This is a genomic window from Aureispira sp. CCB-QB1, from assembly GCF_000724545.1.
Lineage (GTDB): Bacteria > Bacteroidota > Bacteroidia > Chitinophagales > Saprospiraceae > Aureispira.
The window spans coordinates 1-19,005 of record NZ_JHBV01000046.1 but is presented as its reverse complement, the minus strand read 5'-3'; the positions used below and the strand labels follow the sequence as shown (position 1 = coordinate 19,005).

Annotated in this window: 17 protein-coding genes; 12 read left to right on the top strand and 5 right to left on the bottom strand. The window is 34.1% G+C overall.

Annotated features, from left to right (window positions below; genetic code table 11):
- Window positions 1-66: 66 nt before the first annotated feature.
- Complete coding sequence (locus CG11_RS24760) at window positions 67-798, top strand: class I SAM-dependent methyltransferase (protein WP_052599654.1); 732 nt, start codon at window positions 67-69, stop codon at window positions 796-798.
- Window positions 799-971: 173 nt separating this feature from the next.
- Window positions 972-2,300 carry an FAD-binding oxidoreductase gene (locus CG11_RS24755; protein WP_052599653.1) on the top strand — a complete coding sequence of 443 codons (1,329 nt, stop codon included), beginning with the start codon at window positions 972-974 and terminating at the stop codon, window positions 2,298-2,300.
- A gap of 117 nt (window positions 2,301-2,417) precedes the next feature.
- Here the strand turns inward: CG11_RS24755 and CG11_RS24750 are convergent, their stop codons facing one another.
- Window positions 2,418-6,974 (bottom strand): fibronectin type III domain-containing protein, encoded by a 4,557-nt coding sequence (locus CG11_RS24750; protein ID WP_052599652.1) that lies wholly within the window; start codon window positions 6,972-6,974, stop codon window positions 2,418-2,420.
- Between the two features lie 422 nt (window positions 6,975-7,396).
- On the opposite strand from CG11_RS24750, the gene CG11_RS24745 reads away from it, so the two are divergent.
- The 3 genes from CG11_RS24745 (at window position 7,397) to CG11_RS24735 (ending at window position 9,882) form a co-directional block, all read left to right on the top strand.
- The gene (locus tag CG11_RS24745) at window positions 7,397-7,930 is read left to right on the top strand and encodes a hypothetical protein (protein ID WP_052599651.1); all 534 of its coding nucleotides are present in this window, start codon (window positions 7,397-7,399) and stop codon (window positions 7,928-7,930) included.
- A gap of 48 nt (window positions 7,931-7,978) precedes the next feature.
- Entirely contained in the window at window positions 7,979-8,608 is a 630-nt protein-coding gene (locus CG11_RS24740; protein WP_052599650.1) for an intradiol ring-cleavage dioxygenase, read from the top strand.
- A 68-nt stretch (window positions 8,609-8,676) separates the two neighbouring features.
- Complete coding sequence (locus tag CG11_RS24735; RefSeq protein WP_052599649.1) at window positions 8,677-9,882, top strand: low specificity L-threonine aldolase; 1,206 nt, start codon at window positions 8,677-8,679, stop codon at window positions 9,880-9,882.
- A gap of 24 nt (window positions 9,883-9,906) precedes the next feature.
- Here CG11_RS24735 and CG11_RS24730 read toward each other — a convergent pair whose 3' ends face one another.
- The gene (locus CG11_RS24730; protein WP_052599648.1) at window positions 9,907-10,626 is read right to left on the bottom strand and encodes a hypothetical protein; all 720 of its coding nucleotides are present in this window, start codon (window positions 10,624-10,626) and stop codon (window positions 9,907-9,909) included.
- 298 nt (window positions 10,627-10,924) lie between these two features.
- Between CG11_RS24730 and CG11_RS24725 the strand changes: the two genes are divergently transcribed.
- From CG11_RS24725 to CG11_RS24715, 3 genes are all read left to right on the top strand, one after another.
- Window positions 10,925-11,491 carry a hypothetical protein gene (locus CG11_RS24725; protein ID WP_052599647.1) on the top strand — a complete coding sequence of 189 codons (567 nt, stop codon included), beginning with the start codon at window positions 10,925-10,927 and terminating at the stop codon, window positions 11,489-11,491.
- A 272-nt stretch (window positions 11,492-11,763) separates the two neighbouring features.
- Window positions 11,764-12,765, top strand: coding sequence for an alpha/beta fold hydrolase (locus CG11_RS24720; protein WP_052599646.1), 1,002 nt, complete (start codon window positions 11,764-11,766; stop codon window positions 12,763-12,765).
- Window positions 12,766-12,826: 61 nt separating this feature from the next.
- Window positions 12,827-13,426 carry a DUF3841 domain-containing protein gene (locus tag CG11_RS24715; protein WP_052599645.1) on the top strand — a complete coding sequence of 200 codons (600 nt, stop codon included), beginning with the start codon at window positions 12,827-12,829 and terminating at the stop codon, window positions 13,424-13,426.
- 163 nt (window positions 13,427-13,589) lie between these two features.
- Here CG11_RS24715 and CG11_RS30245 read toward each other — a convergent pair whose 3' ends face one another.
- The gene (locus tag CG11_RS30245; RefSeq protein WP_156039892.1) at window positions 13,590-13,736 is read right to left on the bottom strand and encodes a hypothetical protein; all 147 of its coding nucleotides are present in this window, start codon (window positions 13,734-13,736) and stop codon (window positions 13,590-13,592) included.
- Between the two features lie 167 nt (window positions 13,737-13,903).
- Between CG11_RS30245 and CG11_RS24710 the strand changes: the two genes are divergently transcribed.
- The 4 genes from CG11_RS24710 to CG11_RS24695 all read left to right on the top strand — a co-directional run bounded on the left by CG11_RS24710 (window position 13,904) and on the right by CG11_RS24695 (window position 15,587).
- Entirely contained in the window at window positions 13,904-14,524 is a 621-nt protein-coding gene (locus tag CG11_RS24710; RefSeq protein ID WP_052599644.1) for a hypothetical protein, read from the top strand.
- Window positions 14,525-14,572: 48 nt separating this feature from the next.
- Window positions 14,573-14,770, top strand: coding sequence for a hypothetical protein (locus CG11_RS24705; protein WP_052599643.1), 198 nt, complete (start codon window positions 14,573-14,575; stop codon window positions 14,768-14,770).
- Window positions 14,771-14,799: 29 nt separating this feature from the next.
- Entirely contained in the window at window positions 14,800-15,135 is a 336-nt protein-coding gene (locus CG11_RS24700; protein ID WP_052599642.1) for a hypothetical protein, read from the top strand.
- Window positions 15,136-15,224: 89 nt separating this feature from the next.
- Window positions 15,225-15,587: a hypothetical protein gene (locus CG11_RS24695; RefSeq protein ID WP_052599641.1), complete on the top strand. Its 363-nt coding sequence runs from the start codon at window positions 15,225-15,227 to the stop codon at window positions 15,585-15,587.
- Between the two features lie 58 nt (window positions 15,588-15,645).
- Here the strand turns inward: CG11_RS24695 and CG11_RS24690 are convergent, their stop codons facing one another.
- Together CG11_RS24690 and CG11_RS24685 are read right to left on the bottom strand one after the other, a co-directional pair.
- Window positions 15,646-16,923: an McrC family protein gene (locus tag CG11_RS24690; RefSeq protein WP_052599640.1), complete on the bottom strand. Its 1,278-nt coding sequence runs from the start codon at window positions 16,921-16,923 to the stop codon at window positions 15,646-15,648.
- A 1-nt stretch (window position 16,924) separates the two neighbouring features.
- Entirely contained in the window at window positions 16,925-18,964 is a 2,040-nt protein-coding gene (locus tag CG11_RS24685; protein ID WP_052599639.1) for an McrB family protein, read from the bottom strand.
- Window positions 18,965-19,005: the final 41 nt, after the last annotated feature.

The window sequence follows — 19,005 nt, the reverse complement described above, 5'->3', positions numbered from 1 at the left end:
TGAAACGAAAATCTGAACTGCTTTTTTCTTTTAACTCGAATATTAACTCTTTCAGAAATACTCAAAATGGAAAAAGAATCGAACAAAGATATCTATGAACCTGCTTTTGTTGAAAATTTATTTGATAACATGAGTAATTCTTATGAAAGAATAAATGTCCTGTTTTCATTTGGTTTTACACATTTCTGGCGAAGAAAAATGATCAAGAAAACCGCCATTTTGGAGACAAAAAAAGTTAAAATTATTGACTTGATGTCGGGAATGGGAGAAACTTGGGATGCTATAAAAAAGAGGTATCCCAATTCCGAATTAACAGCCTTAGATATTTCAGAAGGAATGTTAAAAAGGGCTAGGAAAAAGAACAGTAAGACTTACCAAGGGAAGGTTAAGATTTTGAATGAAAATATTCTAAAGAGCTCCTTAGAATCCGAAAGTTATGATATTGTTTATAGTGCTTTTGGGTTAAAAACTTTCAGTAAAGAACAAATAAAAAAATTAGCAATAGAAGTCAACAGAATTTTAAAACCTGGTGGAGCGTTTGCCTTTGTTGAGATTTCGGAACCAAAGCATCCTTTATTACACTTGTTCTATTATTTATACGTAGGGAAAATTACACCCAAAATTACAAAATTACTTTTAGGAGATCCTATAGAATATAAGATGCTTTGGGAATATACTCAAAGGTATAAAGATTCTAAATGGGTTGCAGAAATATTTCAAGAGGTTGGTTTGGATACAAACTATGATCAATACTTCTTCGGCTGTGGTTCTGGTATTCATGGAAAAAAAATAAAGTAACAGTTTTGATTTTTGTAATCAAAATAGGGGAGAAAGTGATTTTGGACGACATAAGTTTGTTACAACAGCAATGATGTTATTGTGATAATAATTTCTAATCAAAAATGTTTTCAATAGAACAATAATTTGCAGCACAATTAACTGCCAAAGTCAAAGTAAAACTTTGAATATAAATGAACTATACAACACAACAACACAGCAATTGGTGGGATGGTCCAGAATCCTTTCAACCTTGTTTAGAACAAGATATCACAACAGAAGTAGCTATTATCGGAGGTGGTTTTACAGGATTGTATACGGCTTTACAACTTCGAGAATTTGGAGTGGATGTCAGTGTCTTGGAAAAGGGATTTGCAGGGAGTGCTGGCAGTGGTCGTAACTCTGGTTATGTAGACAGCTTGATTGGAAAAGACTTTCCTTCTTTGCTTAAAATGAATAGATTAGAACGAGCTAAAGAACTGTGTAATTTTTCGGTGGAAGCTGTTAGGCGGTTGGAACATTTTATTAAAAGCCACCAAATTGATTGTGATTATGTAGATCACGGTAATATTAATGTTGCGGTTCATCCAAAGCAAATTAAGCGCCTCAAACATTTAGAAGTCGTTGGTGCTGAATTGGGGCTTCATTTCAAGTATTTAGAGGAGGGGGCGATGCGTGAACGAGGAATTCCTAATGCATTTTTGGCAGGAATTCATGATACTATTGGAGGGACTGTTAATCCAGGAAAATTGATCGATTTTGTTCGAAAGTTAGCTATTTCTAGAGGTGTTAAGTTGTATGAAAATACGCCTGTTCTCAAAGTTCATAATAGTTCCCCCGTTCGCCTTGATACGCCAAAAGGTACGGTCTATGCTCAAAAAGTAGTATTGGCTACGAATGCCTTTACAGCATCTTTAGGCTGGAAAAAGCGTGTTCTTTCTCCAATTTGGGCGGGTATGTTCGAAACAGCTCCTTTAAGCCCAGATCAACAAGAAATATTGCAATGGCATCATAAAGAGGGAATTTACACGGCTCATGAGAAACTTGAAAGTTATCGGAGAACAACGAGAAATACACTAATTGCTGGAGGGAAATACATCAAAATTCCTTATGGTTTTAAATTGGGAGATATTTCTCAACCCCAAATGGCCAATCAGATCGCTGCTGTGTTTCGTCAGAGATTTCCAGCATTGAAAGATTTGGAATTAGCAACTTTTTGGGGTGGTTGGATTGGTATCCCCTTGGATTTCATGCCTACAATTGGAGTAACAGGTAAGCATAAAAATATCTTTTATGGAATGGGGTATGCTGGGCACGGTGTACCACAGACTTTTTTGGTTGGGGAAATTTTGGGGCACAAAGTTTATGGAAAGGAACACCCGTTGGGCAATGTACTGACTCGAAGAACCTTGCCAATTCCACCAGAACCTTTCAAATGGTTGGCTTCTACGGCTATAGACAAAGTATTGGGTTGGGTTGATAATAGAGTGGACCGAGAAGTGGCAAAACTAGAACGTAAATAAGTAATCGTTCAAAAAAAATAACCCCATTTTTTGTTCTTATTTTTATAAAATAAAGAGACTGTTAGAAAATCTAACAGCCCCTCTATAATTAAAAAAATCAACGAACGACTAAAGTCATTAAGACTTAGAAATAATTAATTTCTGAGTCGTTGATTTTTCTCCGATATTAAATTGAACCATATATACTCCAGAAGGAAGTTTTGCCGTATTCAATTCAACCGTTTGATTTAAAATATTATCAAATGTCTCTTGAAGAACGATTTGTCCTATTGTATTAACTACTTGTATGTTAACGGTTGCTTGTTCCATTAAATCCATTTTCACAAATACATTATCGTGTGTTGGATTCGGGAACATACTCATGTTAGCTACACCATTAAGCGTATTCACATTTAATACAACTGCTTGGAAAGAAACAACTTCTGTGCAGCCATTAGCATCTGTGACAACAACATAGTAGGCGTCTCCAGCAACCAAACCTGTTACTGTAGCGCCTGTTTGATTTCCTGTGTTAGGACTCCATTGATAGGTATATCCAGCAGCTCCACCACTAGCACTTACCGTAGCCGTTCCGTCTGTATGATCGTCAATTGTTGCAGTTATAGCAGTAGGTTCTGTTAATACGACAGAATCAATCATTTCACAACCAAAAGCATCTGTAACAGTAACGGTATGCGTTCCAGCAGCAGCATTTACTAGCGAATTATTTGTTTGTCCATTGCTCCATAAGTAAGAATAGCTAGGTACGCCACCTGTTACGGTTACCATACCAGAACCACTGTTATTATCATTACAATTTAAATCCGTTCCTACTGTAGTTAGTGACATAACGGGAGGATCTACCAAGGCAAGCGTTCCTAGTGCAGAACATCCAATAGAATCAGTAACTGTTACCATGTATGTTCCAGCTCCTAAGCCAGTAGCGATGCTTGTTGTTTGGTTATTAGCTGTTGCATTCCATTGATAAGTATATGGAGCAAAACCACCTAAACCAGTAGTTTCAATTTGACCATTAGCACTGCCTGTACAACCAATAGGATTGGTAAGTGTTGCACTTAGACTTGTATAAGAGGTCCAAATTGAATCAACAGAAAGGGTATCGTTTGAAGCATTATTATCACCTGTAAAAGTAGTAATAACCTGAATCACGGTTGCTCCAGTTGTAGTTGCCAAAATTGTATCAAGAGCAATAGTATCCAATTGATTTCCAATTAAACTGTCAATAGTGCTGGTCTCTACTACAACTCCATTGACAACAACGTTATAAGGAACATTGTAAACCGTATTGGCTCTGATATTCGCAACAACAACAGAACCTGCAATAACAGATGCATTACAATAAACAGAATCTGTATTTAGTAGTGCGATAGGTGCAACGTCATCTGTTGGAATCGGTGCTGGTTGTACTAAGAAACTGTCAATAAAGACATCGTTATCTTCATTGGAAACTGTAGACACAGCATAAAAACCGAATTTTACAACTCCTGTATAAGCTGCTAAATTAATAACAACGCGATCTCCTGTATTGGTTGGCTCAGAACCTGCTACCCATTCTTGTAAGACATTGGCTTTTTCCCAAGTTGCTCCATTATCGGTAGAAACAACTACGGCAATAGTATCATCGACTCCTAAAACAGTTGCAGAACTATTGTTCCAGTCTGTCAATGCAATATCAAATTCAACTTGGTAAGTAGTCGTACCATTTCCTAAATCAATACTAGGACTAATTAACCATTCGTCTCTAGAAGTACCATAAAGATTTATTTTAGCAGAACCAGTTGAACCATTGTTGGCAAAGCCATCTGAAGTCCAAGCTGAAGAAGTACCTGTTAATGTTGTACTGTTTGTTAAAATACCTTCTGCTTCTGACCAACAAGCAGGTACATAAGTCGTAAATTCTTCGAGATAAGTAGGGGTATAAATGCCACAAGGAGTAGAGAAATTAAAAGGTCCAGCCCATGAACTAGAATCTCCTGCGCCACAAATAGCACGTACGTAAAAACTGTAATCAGTGTTACCAGTAAGACTTGTTGCATTGTATGGGTTTGTTCCAGTAACAACAGCGGTACCTGTTCCTTGAACGAAACCTTGAGCACCGTATTCAATCTGCCAAGACGTAGCAGAGCCATTTTCTGTCCATGCTAAATCAGCTGTTGCAGCAGTGATGTTATTGGCAGCTAGTGCACTAGGCGCAGCACAGCTTGCTAGATTGGTTACCAAGAAATTATCAATAAAGACATCGTTGTCTTCGTTAGAAACAGTAGAAACTGTGTAGAAACCAAATTTAACGATACCTGTATAAGCAGATAAGTCAATAACAATGTGATCTCCTGTGTGACTTGGTTCAGAACCAGCTACCCATTCTTGTAGGATATTTGCATTTTCCCAAGTTACTCCATTATCAGTAGAAATGACAACTGCAATGGTGTCGTCGGACCCTAAAACAGTTGCAGAACTATTGTTCCAATCTGTCAATGCAATATCAAATTCAAGTTGATAAGAAGTCGCTGCTGTTCCTAAATCAATGCTAGGGCTAATGATCCACTCATCTCTAGCGGTACCATAGAGGTTTATTTTAGCAGCACCAGTTGAACCATTGTTGGCAAAACCATCTGATGTCCATGCAGAGCTTGTTCCTGTAAGTGTTGAACTAGGTGTTAATCTACCTTCTGCCTCTGACCAACAAGGGTCAAGGTAAGAGGTGAAATCTTCTAAGTAAGTAGGCGAGAAAGGCGTACAAGGTGTTGTGAAATTGAATGGTCCAACCCAAGTACTAGAGTCTCCAGCACCACAAATTGCTCGTACATAAAAACTGTAGTCAGTGTTGGCTGTAAGACCAGTTATGTTATGAGGGTTTGTTCCAGTAACAACAGCGGTACCCGTTCCTTGTGCAAATCCTTGCGCACCATATTCAACATGCCAAGATGTAGCAGAACCATTTTCTGTCCATGCTAAATTTGCGGTTGTATGGCTAGGTATATTAGCCGCTAAAGCACTTGGAGCAGGGCAACTAATCAAAGTTGTAAAATTAAAAGGTCCAATCCATGAACTAGAGTCTCCAGCACCACAAATTGCTCGTACATAAAAACTATAATCTGTGTTGGCTGTAAGACTAGTTAGATTATGAGGATTGGTTCCAGTAACGACAGGAGTACCTGTTCCTTGTGTAAAACCTTGCGTGCCATACTCAATTTGCCAAGACGTAGCAGAACCATTTTCTGTCCATGCTAAATCAGCTGTTGTAGCAGTGATGTTGTTGGCAGCTAGTGCATTAGGAGCAGCACAGCTTGCTAAATTGGTTACTAAGAAATTATCAATAAAGACATCGTTGTCTTCGTTAGAAACAGTAGAAACTGTGTAGAAACCAAATTTAACAACACCTGTATAGGCTGCTAAGTTAATAACAATGTGATCTCCTGTATGACTTGGTTCAGAACCAGCTACCCATTCTTGTAGGATATTTGTATTTTCCCAAGTTGCTCCATTATCAGTAGAAATGACAACTGCAATGGTATCATCTGATCCTAAAACAGTTGCAGAAGTACTGTTCCAATCTGTCAATGCAATATTAAATTCAAGTTGATAAGAAGTCGCTGCTGTTCCTAAATCAATGCTAGGGCTAATGATCCACTCATCTCTAGTGGTACCATACAAGTTTATTTTAGCAGCACCACTTGAACCATTATTAGCAAAACCATCCGATGTCCATGCAGAACTTGTTCCTGTAAGTGTTGAACTAGGTGTTAATCTACCTTCTGCTTCTGACCAACAAGGATTAAGGTAAGATGTAAAATCTTGCGAATAAGTCGGTGTAAAAGCAATAGGACAAATTGTAGAGAAATCAAAAGGTCCAGCCCAAGCGCTAGAATCTCCAACGCCACAGATTGAACGAACATAAAAACTATAATCCGTAGTTGGATTAAGACCAGTTAAGTTGTATGGGTTGGTTCCTGCTAGAACAGTAGTACCTGTTCCTTGTGTAAAACCTTGCGTACCGTATTCAATTTGCCAAGACGTAGCAGAACCATTTTCTGTCCAACCCAAGTCGGCAGTAGTGCCTGTAATATTATTTGCAGTTAATGAGCTACTAAATGGATGAACACAACTTGGCATTTGCATGACCGCAACATCATCAATTAACAAATCATTGTTATAATCTGCCGAGGCACCCCCTGATTCAGCATGAAAGCGAACTTTTAAGCTGTCTCCTCCTCCAAAGGTGAAATTAGTTACATTAAAACCATACAAATCCCACCCAAAAGAAGTGTTTCCTTGAAGCGATGCAACATTGACCCAAGTGCTACCATTCCAAGCGTCTACGTGTAGCAAATTAAAGGGGTTTAATGTTCCTGTGTAATGACTTTCGTGATAAAAAGATACATAAGGTGTTGTTAAACTAGAAACGTCAATAGTTGGTGTAACTAGCATAACACTGTCGTCTGAGCCTGAGAAGTCAACCCAAGCATAATTCCCACCATTTCCAGTATGGTCAAGAGTTGCCGATACGTCGAAACCCGCATTGGTGCTGAATTCCCAAGGACCTCCATTGTTAGAGGTGTTGTTCCAACCTACAGGGGTTGTTCCTGAATCAAACGATTCTGTAAAAACCGTTTGGGCATAAGAAAAGTTACTTAGCAAAAAGTAGGCTAAGAATAATAATATTTTTTTTTGCATGTAAAAAGTGAATTAGTTAATGAATAGTAGGGACGATTCCATTTGGGCTGCCAAAGTTATAAATTTTTTTTGTATGAAAATTTTGTTTTAAAAGGACTAAAAGCAGTATTTTTCAAAAAAAAATAGAACCTGTTTTAAATGAATAAATTAAGATTTAACTATAAATCACTTATAAGTTATATTAATTTGAGGATCTATCTGAAATACCTCAACTTTAACATTTCTATAATTTTTTTTTGTTCTTACAAGCTGTAATCTGCTACTTTTGGCAAGGAAGTTTAAAGCATTGAAAGTCTATGAGAAAAGACCTTATATGGGTTTATAATTATATTCTTAAAATAAATTAAAATTTGCTCTAAGTCTAGGTTTAAACTGTTAACTTGTTGCATATTGATTTTTTTATGTTTTAAATTTAAAATAGAATGAGCAAATATTATCGTATAAAGGCTTCTAAAGTAGAAGGAAATTTGATCCTACTAAATATTGTAAAAATAAGCTCTGATGCAAAGGGTATAACTGATCATGGTGGATTAGAACAATGGGCTTTAGCTTTTATGATTGAACTAAATGAAGAACTATTAGAAGATACTAAAGGGTTTGATATTCATATGGATAAGCATCCATATAAAGAAAAATATCAAAATTTGTATGGTATGAAAATGGGTAAAAAATATTACGTAGCTGACAGCGATGCAAATGCTGATACATACGAAGGACAGAAAGTTGTTAATCGTTTCAACTTCGGAGGGAAAAATCTTCTTATCACTCGCCCTGAGTACAAGCAGTTTTGTCTAGATGCTAAAGATTATTTTGAAGTCAAATCTTTAGAGCAAAATGGTGATCATTACACCATGCTTTTTGAAGCCAAAGATCTCAATATGATTTATCATCTAAGAGAAGGTATGGAATGGGAGTCATCGGCTTATAATATGTGGGATATGTTGGCTCTTATTTAGCAGAGCACACGCTTCGCGCCTTGTAATTTTGCAATTGAAAAAAAGAAGATGAAAAATTTGGGAATAATTTTATTAGCTTTTATTAACCTTCTTTGCAAAGGTCAACCCGATTCTAAGGCAGAAAGAAATGTTGGCGGTACTTGTCAAGATTGTGTAGCTCTTTTAGATTTTAGGTTGTTAACCCCAAATCCTAAATCAGTTGATTCATTACCTGGTTTCGAGGAAAATGAGCCCCAAATAAAAATAACTGGAACCGTATTCCAAAGGGATGGAAAAACTCCCGCAGATAATGTATTGTTGTATGTTTATCATGTGGATAGAAATGGGATTTATCAACCAAGTGATGCTCCTGTTGGCTGGGAAAAAAAACATGGACAATACCGTAGTTGGCTAAAAACAGGAGAAAATGGAAAATTTGCTTTTTATACTTTTCGACCAGCTCCATATCCTGAAGCGCGAGAACCTGAGCACATTCATATTTATGTAAAAGAACCGAATACTATACCGTACTACATTGATAGTTATCTTTTTGAGAGTGATCCAACTCTTACGGAAGAAAAAAAACAATCGCTTAAAAATCGTGGTGGTTCGGGAATCGTAAGACTTGAAATGAAAAATGGAATTTGGACAGCAAATAGAGATTTAATTTTGGGGTTGAATATTCCAGATTACGAATAAAATATATACTTAAAGCTGTTAAATGTAATTTCGTTTATCGTTAGGATTGTTATTAGAAAATATATAGGATGAAAAAAGCAATAGGAATAAATAATAGAAGGGATTTCTTTAAAAAAATTGGATTATCTACAGCCTCTGTTCTGCTCCCTATAACTAGTTTAAACTCGATGCCTTTGCCTGCGTTGTCCAGAGCCCCTAATCAACCGAATACGCCTGTCAATTTTATTTATGATGGTCTTGCTTTGACCCCTCAGGAATATTTAGAAAAGTTAGATCAAATAAATAAGAAACAACCAATTGAGCCAGATTTTTATGGAAATGGAGGTGCAACTAAACTAATTGAAGATGCTTTTAGAAAAATAACAGGAAAAGAAAAAGCGATTTATCTCCCTACTGGTACAATGGCAAATCAACTGGCTATTAAGCTACTCAATGGAAACAATACGAAAGTTATAGTGCCCGAAAATTCGCATGTTTTCAGAGATGAGGCAGATGCAGCTCAAAGTGTTCATAGTAAAAGATTGATTCCGATAGGAAAAGGAAAGCCATATTTTGATGTAGAGGATTTAAAAAATACGATTAACTATACCAATACTAATGAGGTTTTTAAAAGTGGTTTGGGAACGATAGTAATTGAAAACCCTGTTAGACGTGCTGATGGAACTGTTGTTCCAATTGAAAAGATAAAGGAAATCTCAAACTATTGCAAAGAGAATAATTATAAAATGCATTTAGATGGTGCTAGAATTCATCTAGCATCTGCTTTTAGCAATACTTCACTTTTAGAATATGCATCGTATTTTGATACGGTTTATATTTCTCTATATAAGTATTTAAATGCATCGGGTGGGGCGATGCTTTGTGGGGATGCGGATATAATTGATAAGGTTGCACATCAAATAAAAATACTTGGAGGAACAGTGTATCAAAGTTGGAGCAACACAGCAATGGCATTGTACTATTTAAATGGAATTGAGGATAGATGGAGCCAAGTTATTCAAAGATCTAAAACAATAATATCTGAGTTGAATAAAATAGAAGGGCTTCGTATATCTAGTTTAAAAAATGGCACTAATATCTACGACTTAACTCTAGATACAGCAATCAATTTAAAGAAACTAGCTATATTTTTGTATGATACATATAATATTTGGTTAGGAAGAGCGAATGAAAAAGGAGTTGTGAAGTTTGTGATTAATGAAAGTCTGTTAACTAGGGATTATAAGGATATAATAAATGCTTGGATAGAAGGAATTGAATATGCACGTGGATAAAATGTTGTCAAGCATTATTAGAGCTTACAAAACGGAAATAGTTAGACCTTTGTCAAAAATTTTCTTATTTCTTCTAATCTTTTTTGCTACGATTTGATTAAACCATATTATGTTTAGAAGCATTGAAAGGAAAAAAGCTGCTATCAAAACATATCTATATTCATCTACTAAATACATATCGTATATTGCTGAGAGCATCATAAAAGTTTGAAACAGCATTCTAACCAATAAAAATGTCCAAAAATCTGCTTCTTCTAATACGGTATTAAATCTCTTATAAAGCTTTGGATAGCTTTTTAAAATACTCCTCAAAGAAACAAAAATACTAGAAAACTGAACTGCAACTATCCACAACCATGTCGATGGAATATCGGCAGAAATAGCAAACTTTAAAATTACCAAACCAAAGGCTATATGATGAATGATTAGAGCCCAATTATAATTAGATTTAATCCTAAATTCTTCAATAGTTGAAAAAGAATAAAAAGAGACTATGACTAGAAGAAAATGAATGTGGGCTGAGCTTAAGTTGACCTCGCCATTCAAAGTTCCTCTGAAAAGCAAAATAGAAAGAGTTGTTGGTACTAAACAATAGAAAAATGCAGTGATTATTTTTAACTGTTGTGCTTTGTTTTGAGCAACAAAACCAAATGCATTATAAAGAAAATACCAAACTAAAGTGTATGTAAAAACTAAGTATAGTTTTAGCTCTGTTAAGGATAAGGTATGGATTAGACTTGACATGATTTTTATTTTTATTATATGTCGAAACTAAAACTTTCTCCCCCTAAACTTAACAAGGAAAAACTCTTGGTAGTATGTATGATGATTCGGTGTAGCTATAACTTAATTTGATCGTTTTTCGATACAACAGTAAGAAATTGATGTCTAACAGTTATTTTGATGTATGATAATCGTGCTTGTTTTTCTTATTTATTGAGAGGTTGTATATTGTTTTGTAATAATGTTGTAGATGTATATTAGTTATTCCAATTAATAAAAGTAAATACTGATTTTCAATTTTTAACCTAAACTCTAATTTATGGGCTTGAATTTAACTCTCAATTATCTAAAAAGTTCTGAAATTAAACCTGATGCATTGACTTTCTTCTTAGAAGTTCAAAAACAACTCGGTTTTAAAGGTCAAGTTGTAAGTGAAAAAGCAACTCTTGATGATGTAATGAGTACTCAACACCAGCATGAAGTGTATTTGTCGTTCTTATTTATAAATGAAAATCTAGTGATTAAGTCTGATTCAGATTTTTTAACTAAAAATCAAGCGCTCTTTGTCTCTAAAAAACTTACATCTACGGTCTTAAAAATAGAATATTCTGATACTGTAATGGTCCAAAGTTTTATGTACTTTGAAAAAGGAAATCTACTTCGGGAGCTTACTAGTGGATTTGATGCTATTGTTGAAGAAATGAAAGCGTACCAACATCTAATGCCACAACCTATTCCTCAAAGTGCTTTAAAAGGTGATGTGAATGTAGGAAGTCCGCTTTGGTTTGAAAAAAATGGTACGGATCCTGATATTCTCATGGAAACTTACGGAGTTTCAATGGAAGATATAGATGTAGAAGATTGGACAATTTGGGAAGTAAAATAATTGCCCCAAAGGTATACCACAGTTATCTTGTATACTCCTATATTAAAAAGCCGAAGAAACTTCATTATATATGTTTGTTTTAAAGGGATGTTATATAGCAAGAGTAGCGTCTTGGTTATTAGGTTTTTGTGGAGGGATAAGTGAGTTCTTATCGTGGCTTTTATTCTGTGTTTTATTTCTATTATGTATATTGGAGCGTTATTACGTTTGTATGTACTAGTTTAGAGGTATATACAAGTAAGTTGTGTAGTATTAAAATAGATATTCAAAAAATGAGACTTTTATACTTAATCATTTTCCTTTTTTTTATAAATAATTTCGTTTTTGGGCAACATGATTTTTTGTCCAATATGGACTTATATCGGTATGAGCACAATAGTTTAGGGGCAATCGAAGTTGGTGTATTTAAAGCTGAAAATAAGGGCAAAAAACCTTTGGTTTTAGTTTTGGGAGGTTCTGGATTAGAACCAACTTTCAAATATAATCTTGAAGATAAGCAAGTTTATTGTTCTGGCTTTTGGGGATTTACAAAATTTAAAGAAGAGTACCATATTGCTTATATTAATAAAGGTGGAATCCCTTTATTCGATTCAATTCCCAATAACAATTCCAAATATCCAATAGATAGTATTACAATTAAGCAGAACACTTTAGATTGGAGAGCTGAATCAGCTTCCTATGCAATAAGTAAATTGCAGAAGGCGTTAAAACCAACTAAAATTTATGTAGTTGGGCATTCTCAAGGCGGACAAGTTGCACCTAAGGTGGCTGTATTAAACAAAAGTGTAGACAAAGTAGTTGTTATGTCTGCTAATGCTTTAGACCATATTTATGACCGAATTCTGATTGCTCGTCAAAAAGCGGCAAATCATTTGATGACACAGGAAGAAGCTCAATATGTAGTTGATAGTCTGTTTAGGGTGCAAAAGGAAATTTATCAAAATCCCCAAAGTACTGAAAAAGAATTTTGGGGAGAAACCTATAACAAATGGTACAGCTACTCCAAAACAACACCTTTGGAAAATATGCTTTCCTTAGATATTCCAATTTTATTAATTGCATCAGGTAGAGATATTGATGGTTCTTATATTGGAAATACAGATTATGCAATGCTCGAATTTATAAGAAAAGGCAAAAATAATCTGACTTATAAAGTCTATCCCAATTATGACCATATTTATATGGAAACACAATGGAAATTAGGAGAAGAGATAGGACTTGGTTTTAAAGCTAATAAAGTAATTAAAGATGTTTTTGACTGGGTGAAAAAATGATGTTATTGAGTAGTTAAAGGGGGAAATAAGCGATAGTGTTAACACAAAATGGTTTATGAATATGAAAATTAAACTTTGGACTATACAGGATGAAAGAGGTTGGAATGAACTACAATCTAAGGGTGTTTTAGTTGCCAGAGAAGAGTTTGTAGAGCCTGATTTTAAATCTGGGTATGATTGGATGAGGCGTCAAATGAAGAGACGAATTGACTATCGAAATAAAGAAAATCAATATCCAATATGGGCTTGGTATCAATCAGTTGATAAGGATAAAAAGAAACCTGATTTAAGGCAAACTGGATATTTGTCCAAAGGAGTAAAAGGGTATAGAATTGAATTTGAAAAAGACTCTAAAGATGTTTTATTTTCTGATTTTGAGCTATGGCATACTCCTTTATCTTACAAGTCTTTTATTGCAGATAGTGAGATTGAATTTTTAAATTTTGAAAAAGCGTTGAAAAAGACGTTTGGAACTAACTCATTTTCAGAGTTGCCTCCTAGAATTAGAATTAAAATTGAAAAGAGTTGGGAGAAAGTATTTGATATGGAATTTGAAGAAGAATATTTTACTTGCCCATTTGAATATAAGCAAATACAAGCTACCTTTTGGGAGCTACGTGAAGATGAAATAATTAAGGTTGATACTTTTAAGGCAAGATAGTAACAGATGATAGGATTTATAGAAAAAGGGAGTAATTTATCTGGAAGAGTGGAGAAAACAGTATCTAAAAGTGTATTTTTTTAATAGACGAGGGTCGACATGAATGAAAATTGGTTTAAATTGTTAGAAAAATATGAAAGAGGAGACTTTATTGAAGGAGTTGTTATTGTATTGCCCATGCATCCTTTGGAGTTTTTCTCAATTTAAATGCTCCTCCTGTTCTTGGGCTTATAAGAATAGTTAGTTTTACTGATAAAGAGCGGATGACTGTTGATCTATTTCCTAAAATAGGCACTAAATTAAAAGGCATAATCACTGATTTCAATGAAGACAACCTACAAGTAAATATTAGTGTAAAACCTAGTGATTTTGAAAGATTTAAAAAGATAGCTTATAATAATTAGTAGTCAGAAGTAAGTGCGGAGGAAAAATTTGCTAATTTTGCCGTGTTGTTATGGGCAATTCAAGCTAAATAGAATGTTGAAATATCTAGTTCTAATTTATATTGTTATTTTCTTTGCAGGACTAATAAGTTGTGAAACTCCAAACCCTAATTTTAATCCTTTTATAGAAGATCATCCTGATTTAAGTGTCGAAAAAATATTAAATGATACAACACTCAAAATGGAAGGAGATTGTATGGCTTTTAGGTATTCGAAAAATTTTGGGGCATACAATATCTTTTATATAATTTATAGTCTTCCAGATGAAATAAGAATTGAAGGGAAAGGTTTAGAAATTCCATTAAAAAAAGGACTCTTTATTTTGCAAGATGATCTTTCTAAAGGGGGTATAAACAGAGCTCTAAAAATAGATTCGATTTTAAGAAATGTTGAAATAGATTCATTTAAAGTTAATTCAATTCTAAATATCTATGGATTAACCAAAACGAAAGAAATGGTTTTAGAAGATGCATTGTGGGATATACAATTGAAAAAGTACTACTGGCTTTATAAAAACTTACTAGGGGATGAATATCTATTTGAAAAAGTACTAGATGTACAATGGTTATCAGAGGTAAAGGGGATTGGAACACTTAAAATCGTTTACGATTCAAGACTTCAATATGAAACCAATAAAATAAAGGAGAATTACTAGAAACTTGTATATAATAGTACAATACAACAATAATAATAAACTTATAAAATGAGGAATCTAAACGGTCTATTCTTAATTGTCTGTTTGTTATTTTCGTTAGGTGGCTTTGCTCAAAAGAATATTAAAGTTGACTTTTTAGGGCAAAAAATCAAGGCAAATCTAATTTGCATAGCTTCTCAACCAACTATAGAAGAATCGGATGCACAAGCTGTATTTAATATCAATGAAACTCTGATGGGGCTATAAGAGAAGCTCAATTTTTGGACATAAACATCATGATGTCTAAAGATACCATTAAAAGTGATTATTTAGTGTTTGTTATTGAAGTCGATCAAGCTCAAAAATTAACCCTTGAAATATTTGATGATGGGAGTTTTGTTATGGTTGCAGATTGTACATTTTCTGTAAATACTGGTGGGAATTTTCTAGCTGTAGATGTAAAAAATATAAATAAGGGAGTATATAATTTTCGACTTAAAGATGAAGAAGGTAGCGAAGTAAACAAAAGGGTTGTTCTATCTAAAAAAGCTAGAAGAGGCATTAATAAAGATAATCAAGGATATAAAATTGAAACAGTCTTTAAAATAATGCATGCGGTAGTAAGAAACTAGTTTCTTGTGGTTGTTTTTACATGGGGAATCTTAAGCAGTTTTTAACTCTATCGATTATGCTTAAATAAAAATGAAATAGCATATTTATAATGAAAAGAAGACTTAAAAATATATTTATACTACACGAATACATTGACGATTCTCAAGATGTAATGCAAAAGTATTCAAAAAAAGTGTATAAATATATGTACACCTCTCCAGTAATCGCTCTTGAAGGTTTAGGAACAAGTGCAGTAAGAACAGATGGCGTTTGGACTTGGAGTGATTCTATTGTGGAGTCTTATAAAGGTGGAAAAATTTGTTTGCCTAAAGAATTTGTAGATCATGTTAATACACACTTGTTTTCTTATCCATTATGGTTCGCTTTCAAGGAATATATTCTTAGATATAACCTTAGAGATGAGGTAAATCTTCTGATCAATGAAAAAATTGAGCAAAACCAAAATAAGTAAAATAAGAGAAGCATTGAAAAATTCACCTCTAAATTAGCTAAACAAATCGTAAAATAAGTTATTTCTGAGTATTTGTAAGGGAAAGGCTTTCCGTTGTATTTAGCCAGTTATGGTATATCTGATTAGCAATTGCTTGTTGCCAATCATCAATTTGATCTTTTGTTTCAATTGTTATAACGCTACATTCATTGCAGGACAATTCATTTGTTTGTTCAAGATCTTTAAAATACCTTCCTCTTTGAATATCGCCTTCTCCAGGATAAACTAATGCGACTCGTTGAGCACTATAATAACGGTGATAGACATACAATTGCCTTAAATTATGTATAGATGGATTATGAGAACCAATAGTTTTCCACTTGGTATCTAAGACAGCTTTTTGTGTGCTAGATGTAAGGATAATATCAGGACGCATTCCTGTGTTTTTTTTAGCTTTACTTTGCCAAAAATTACGATGTACTTGTTTGGTTATCTGCACATCTTTGGGAGCGTGTTTAAGCAAGCTTTTGTAAACAAAGGCTTCCCACAAATAATTCATGTCAAACATCAAAGCCAATACATTATCACTACTTCCTTTTAAATCTGGATGATAATTTAATAGTAAAAGGCGGGCAATCTCAAGGGCGTTTTTATAAGCTGCTGTTTTTCGATTCAATACAATTTTTTTGAAGGTTGCTGTTGTCACTTTTATCGGCTTCATTTCTGGAAAATGAAGGCATAAACTACCAATTCGACTGCTTAGTGATTGATTGAGGTTGATTTGTTTTAAAAGTAGGATAGTTTTATATAGAATTTGATGTAATAGATGAGCCTTATTGTAAGTGGTTTGTCGAACATAAAACCGTTCTTGATGCACTACGTTTTTTTGAAGATGCTTGCCAAACAATAAACTCCCCTTTAAAGCTAAACTGTTTTTTTCTATTTGATAATACTTTTTAACCAAACCTTTGTGTAAGAGTGATTCCACTTCTTGGATGAATAGCGAAATATACAAGTCCAAGATGAAATTTTGTTTGGTTTGTAAAGCTGAATAACTAGGAGCTTGTATGTTGAATGTACCAACTGCTTTGAGCATTCCAATAAGTAGATCCCTCCATTTGTTTTCCTCTGAGGAACGATCTGCTTTGGGAAGGACTTCTATTCTTAAATTACCAATTTGTAATACCCCTACATATTGAATAAATCTTACGCCTCGATGAATCAATTTGAAATAGGGAACGCCCTCTGTACCATAAAAAGTTTCCAAAGCTTGTCGATCTTTATCTTCAAATGTCCACTCTTTATATTTGTCTCCAATGCGAAGCTTTTGATGTTCATAGATTATAAAATGCTTCATTTTATTCTGTTTTAGTCTTTAAGAGCAATTGAATTGCTTTCAATAGATCAGTATCATTTTCAATCTTTCGCAAGGTATATTTGATTTGTTCTTGATACATAGAGGTATCATAACTGGGAACATTTGCAAAAAGAGTATTAACATCAGGAATTTTTTCTTCCGTACAGAAGCCTTGTCCCAAAACCAAAGCGATTTTTCCATAATCACCATAAAAATACTCTTGTAGTAAAGGAATAATATTTTTTTCAAAGGTCATCTTCAGTTCTTGAGGGGTATTAATATTCAAAAAGTAACTATGACCAATTAAGTGATCTCGATCCAATAAGACTTCAATGCGTTGATTAATGGCTTCTAGTATAGTGGCAAGGTCAATGACTTGCTCACCGATACTTAATGTTCCTTTGTTTACTTGGTTGCTAATAACTTGTGGCTTAGGGGGCATTTCTGTAAAACTGAATCGTCTACGCAAAGCACTATCTAAAGCCTCTACACTTTTGTCAGCTGTATTCATGGTGCCTATAATGTATAGGTTCTCAGGAACGCTAAAAGGAGCCTTGCTAAAGGGCAGTGTAAGTTCTAGGCTTTCTTTTTTACCTTGGCGTTTGTTTTCCTCTAATAAGGTGATTAGTTCTCCAAAAATAGAAGAGACATTGCCTCTGTTGATTTCATCTATAATTAGAATATAGTTTTTAGCAATAGATTTTTGATTTCCTTTTTGGAGTCCCTTGTTTTTGATAAGATACTGAATAATTTCTCGAACATAAGTTTGGTTATAAACATTATCATAATTATTCGTGCTGAATACTTGTTCTATGTGAGAAATATTAACAGGGTACCAAGCATTTTCTTTCGTACTTGCGTGTGGTTTTACATAGAATACTGAAGTTCCTCTATACGTAACATCAAATGTAGTTCCTGATGCTTTTATGGTAATAGGATTTTTATTAACATCATCCTCGGATATTTCTTTCTTGAAGGCTTCTATAATAACTTCAAAATTTCCTAAAACAGGATTAGCCCTTTTACAGATTTGTTTGAATAGACCTTCTTCTACTTTATAAATAACATTTCCCCCTTCTTCTGTTGGTTCTAAAGGCTTTATGCCCTCCACAAAATCTTCATAACTCATACTTTGATGAAAGGTGGTAAAAATAACTTGCTTTTCTTGAGTTAGTCGATCATATTCAGTTTTTATGATATCCCACTCTTGATGGATATTAAATTCAGGAGAGACAATTTTGATAGCTTCTTTTATTGCATAATAGGTTTTTCCTGTACCTGGAGGTCCAAAAAAAATTTGGTTGAGAGGCTTCTTTTTAATGGAAGTATTGTCATCTATAGAACTTGTTGGTAATGAAACCTCAGGTTTTACATAATTCCAAATGGCATCTATGTGGTCTTGTCTTGTTATTTCGTGGATAGTAGACCAATAACCACTTGTAAATGGGAGTGAAAACTCTTCAAATTCTTCTTCCCATGCTACATCTAGTAACTTTCCATCATTGTAATTTTTAACTACTTCTCCCAAAGCTTTGATATACATGATGTCATTTTTTCTATCAAGCGTCTTAATCGCAATAAAACTACCTTCGGGAATTGCCTTAACTTCTGATAAAAAATTATCATCGTAACCATTTTCCCAAATACTCTCGTTAAGAAAACGATCAGTTTGATCAGGGGGATTACTACCATTCCAATAAGCACCCACTAAATAATATTTTTGATCCACTTTATATTCACAGAAAAGGAGGTCATAAAATGCTCGAATAGACAATGCTTGATAAGTAAACACTGCACTTGGGTTGGGCGTTTTTGCTTTTATTCTCTTGATTGTCGTATCTTTATTTCTTGCTCCTCTTCCAGCATAACCCAAATTATCTTGAAAATTATGTAAGACCCTAGGTGAAAAGAAATCGGTTGAATGTAGTTTTAGTATTTGATTGTCATAGTATAATTGAATATCTAAAGCATCTGGAACTATAAATTTAGAAGATTGATGGGTAGTGATGTAGATTGTATGATAAGTTAGAAAAAAAGACAATGAAGACTATATTTGTAAGATGTGTTCAATATCTATACAAA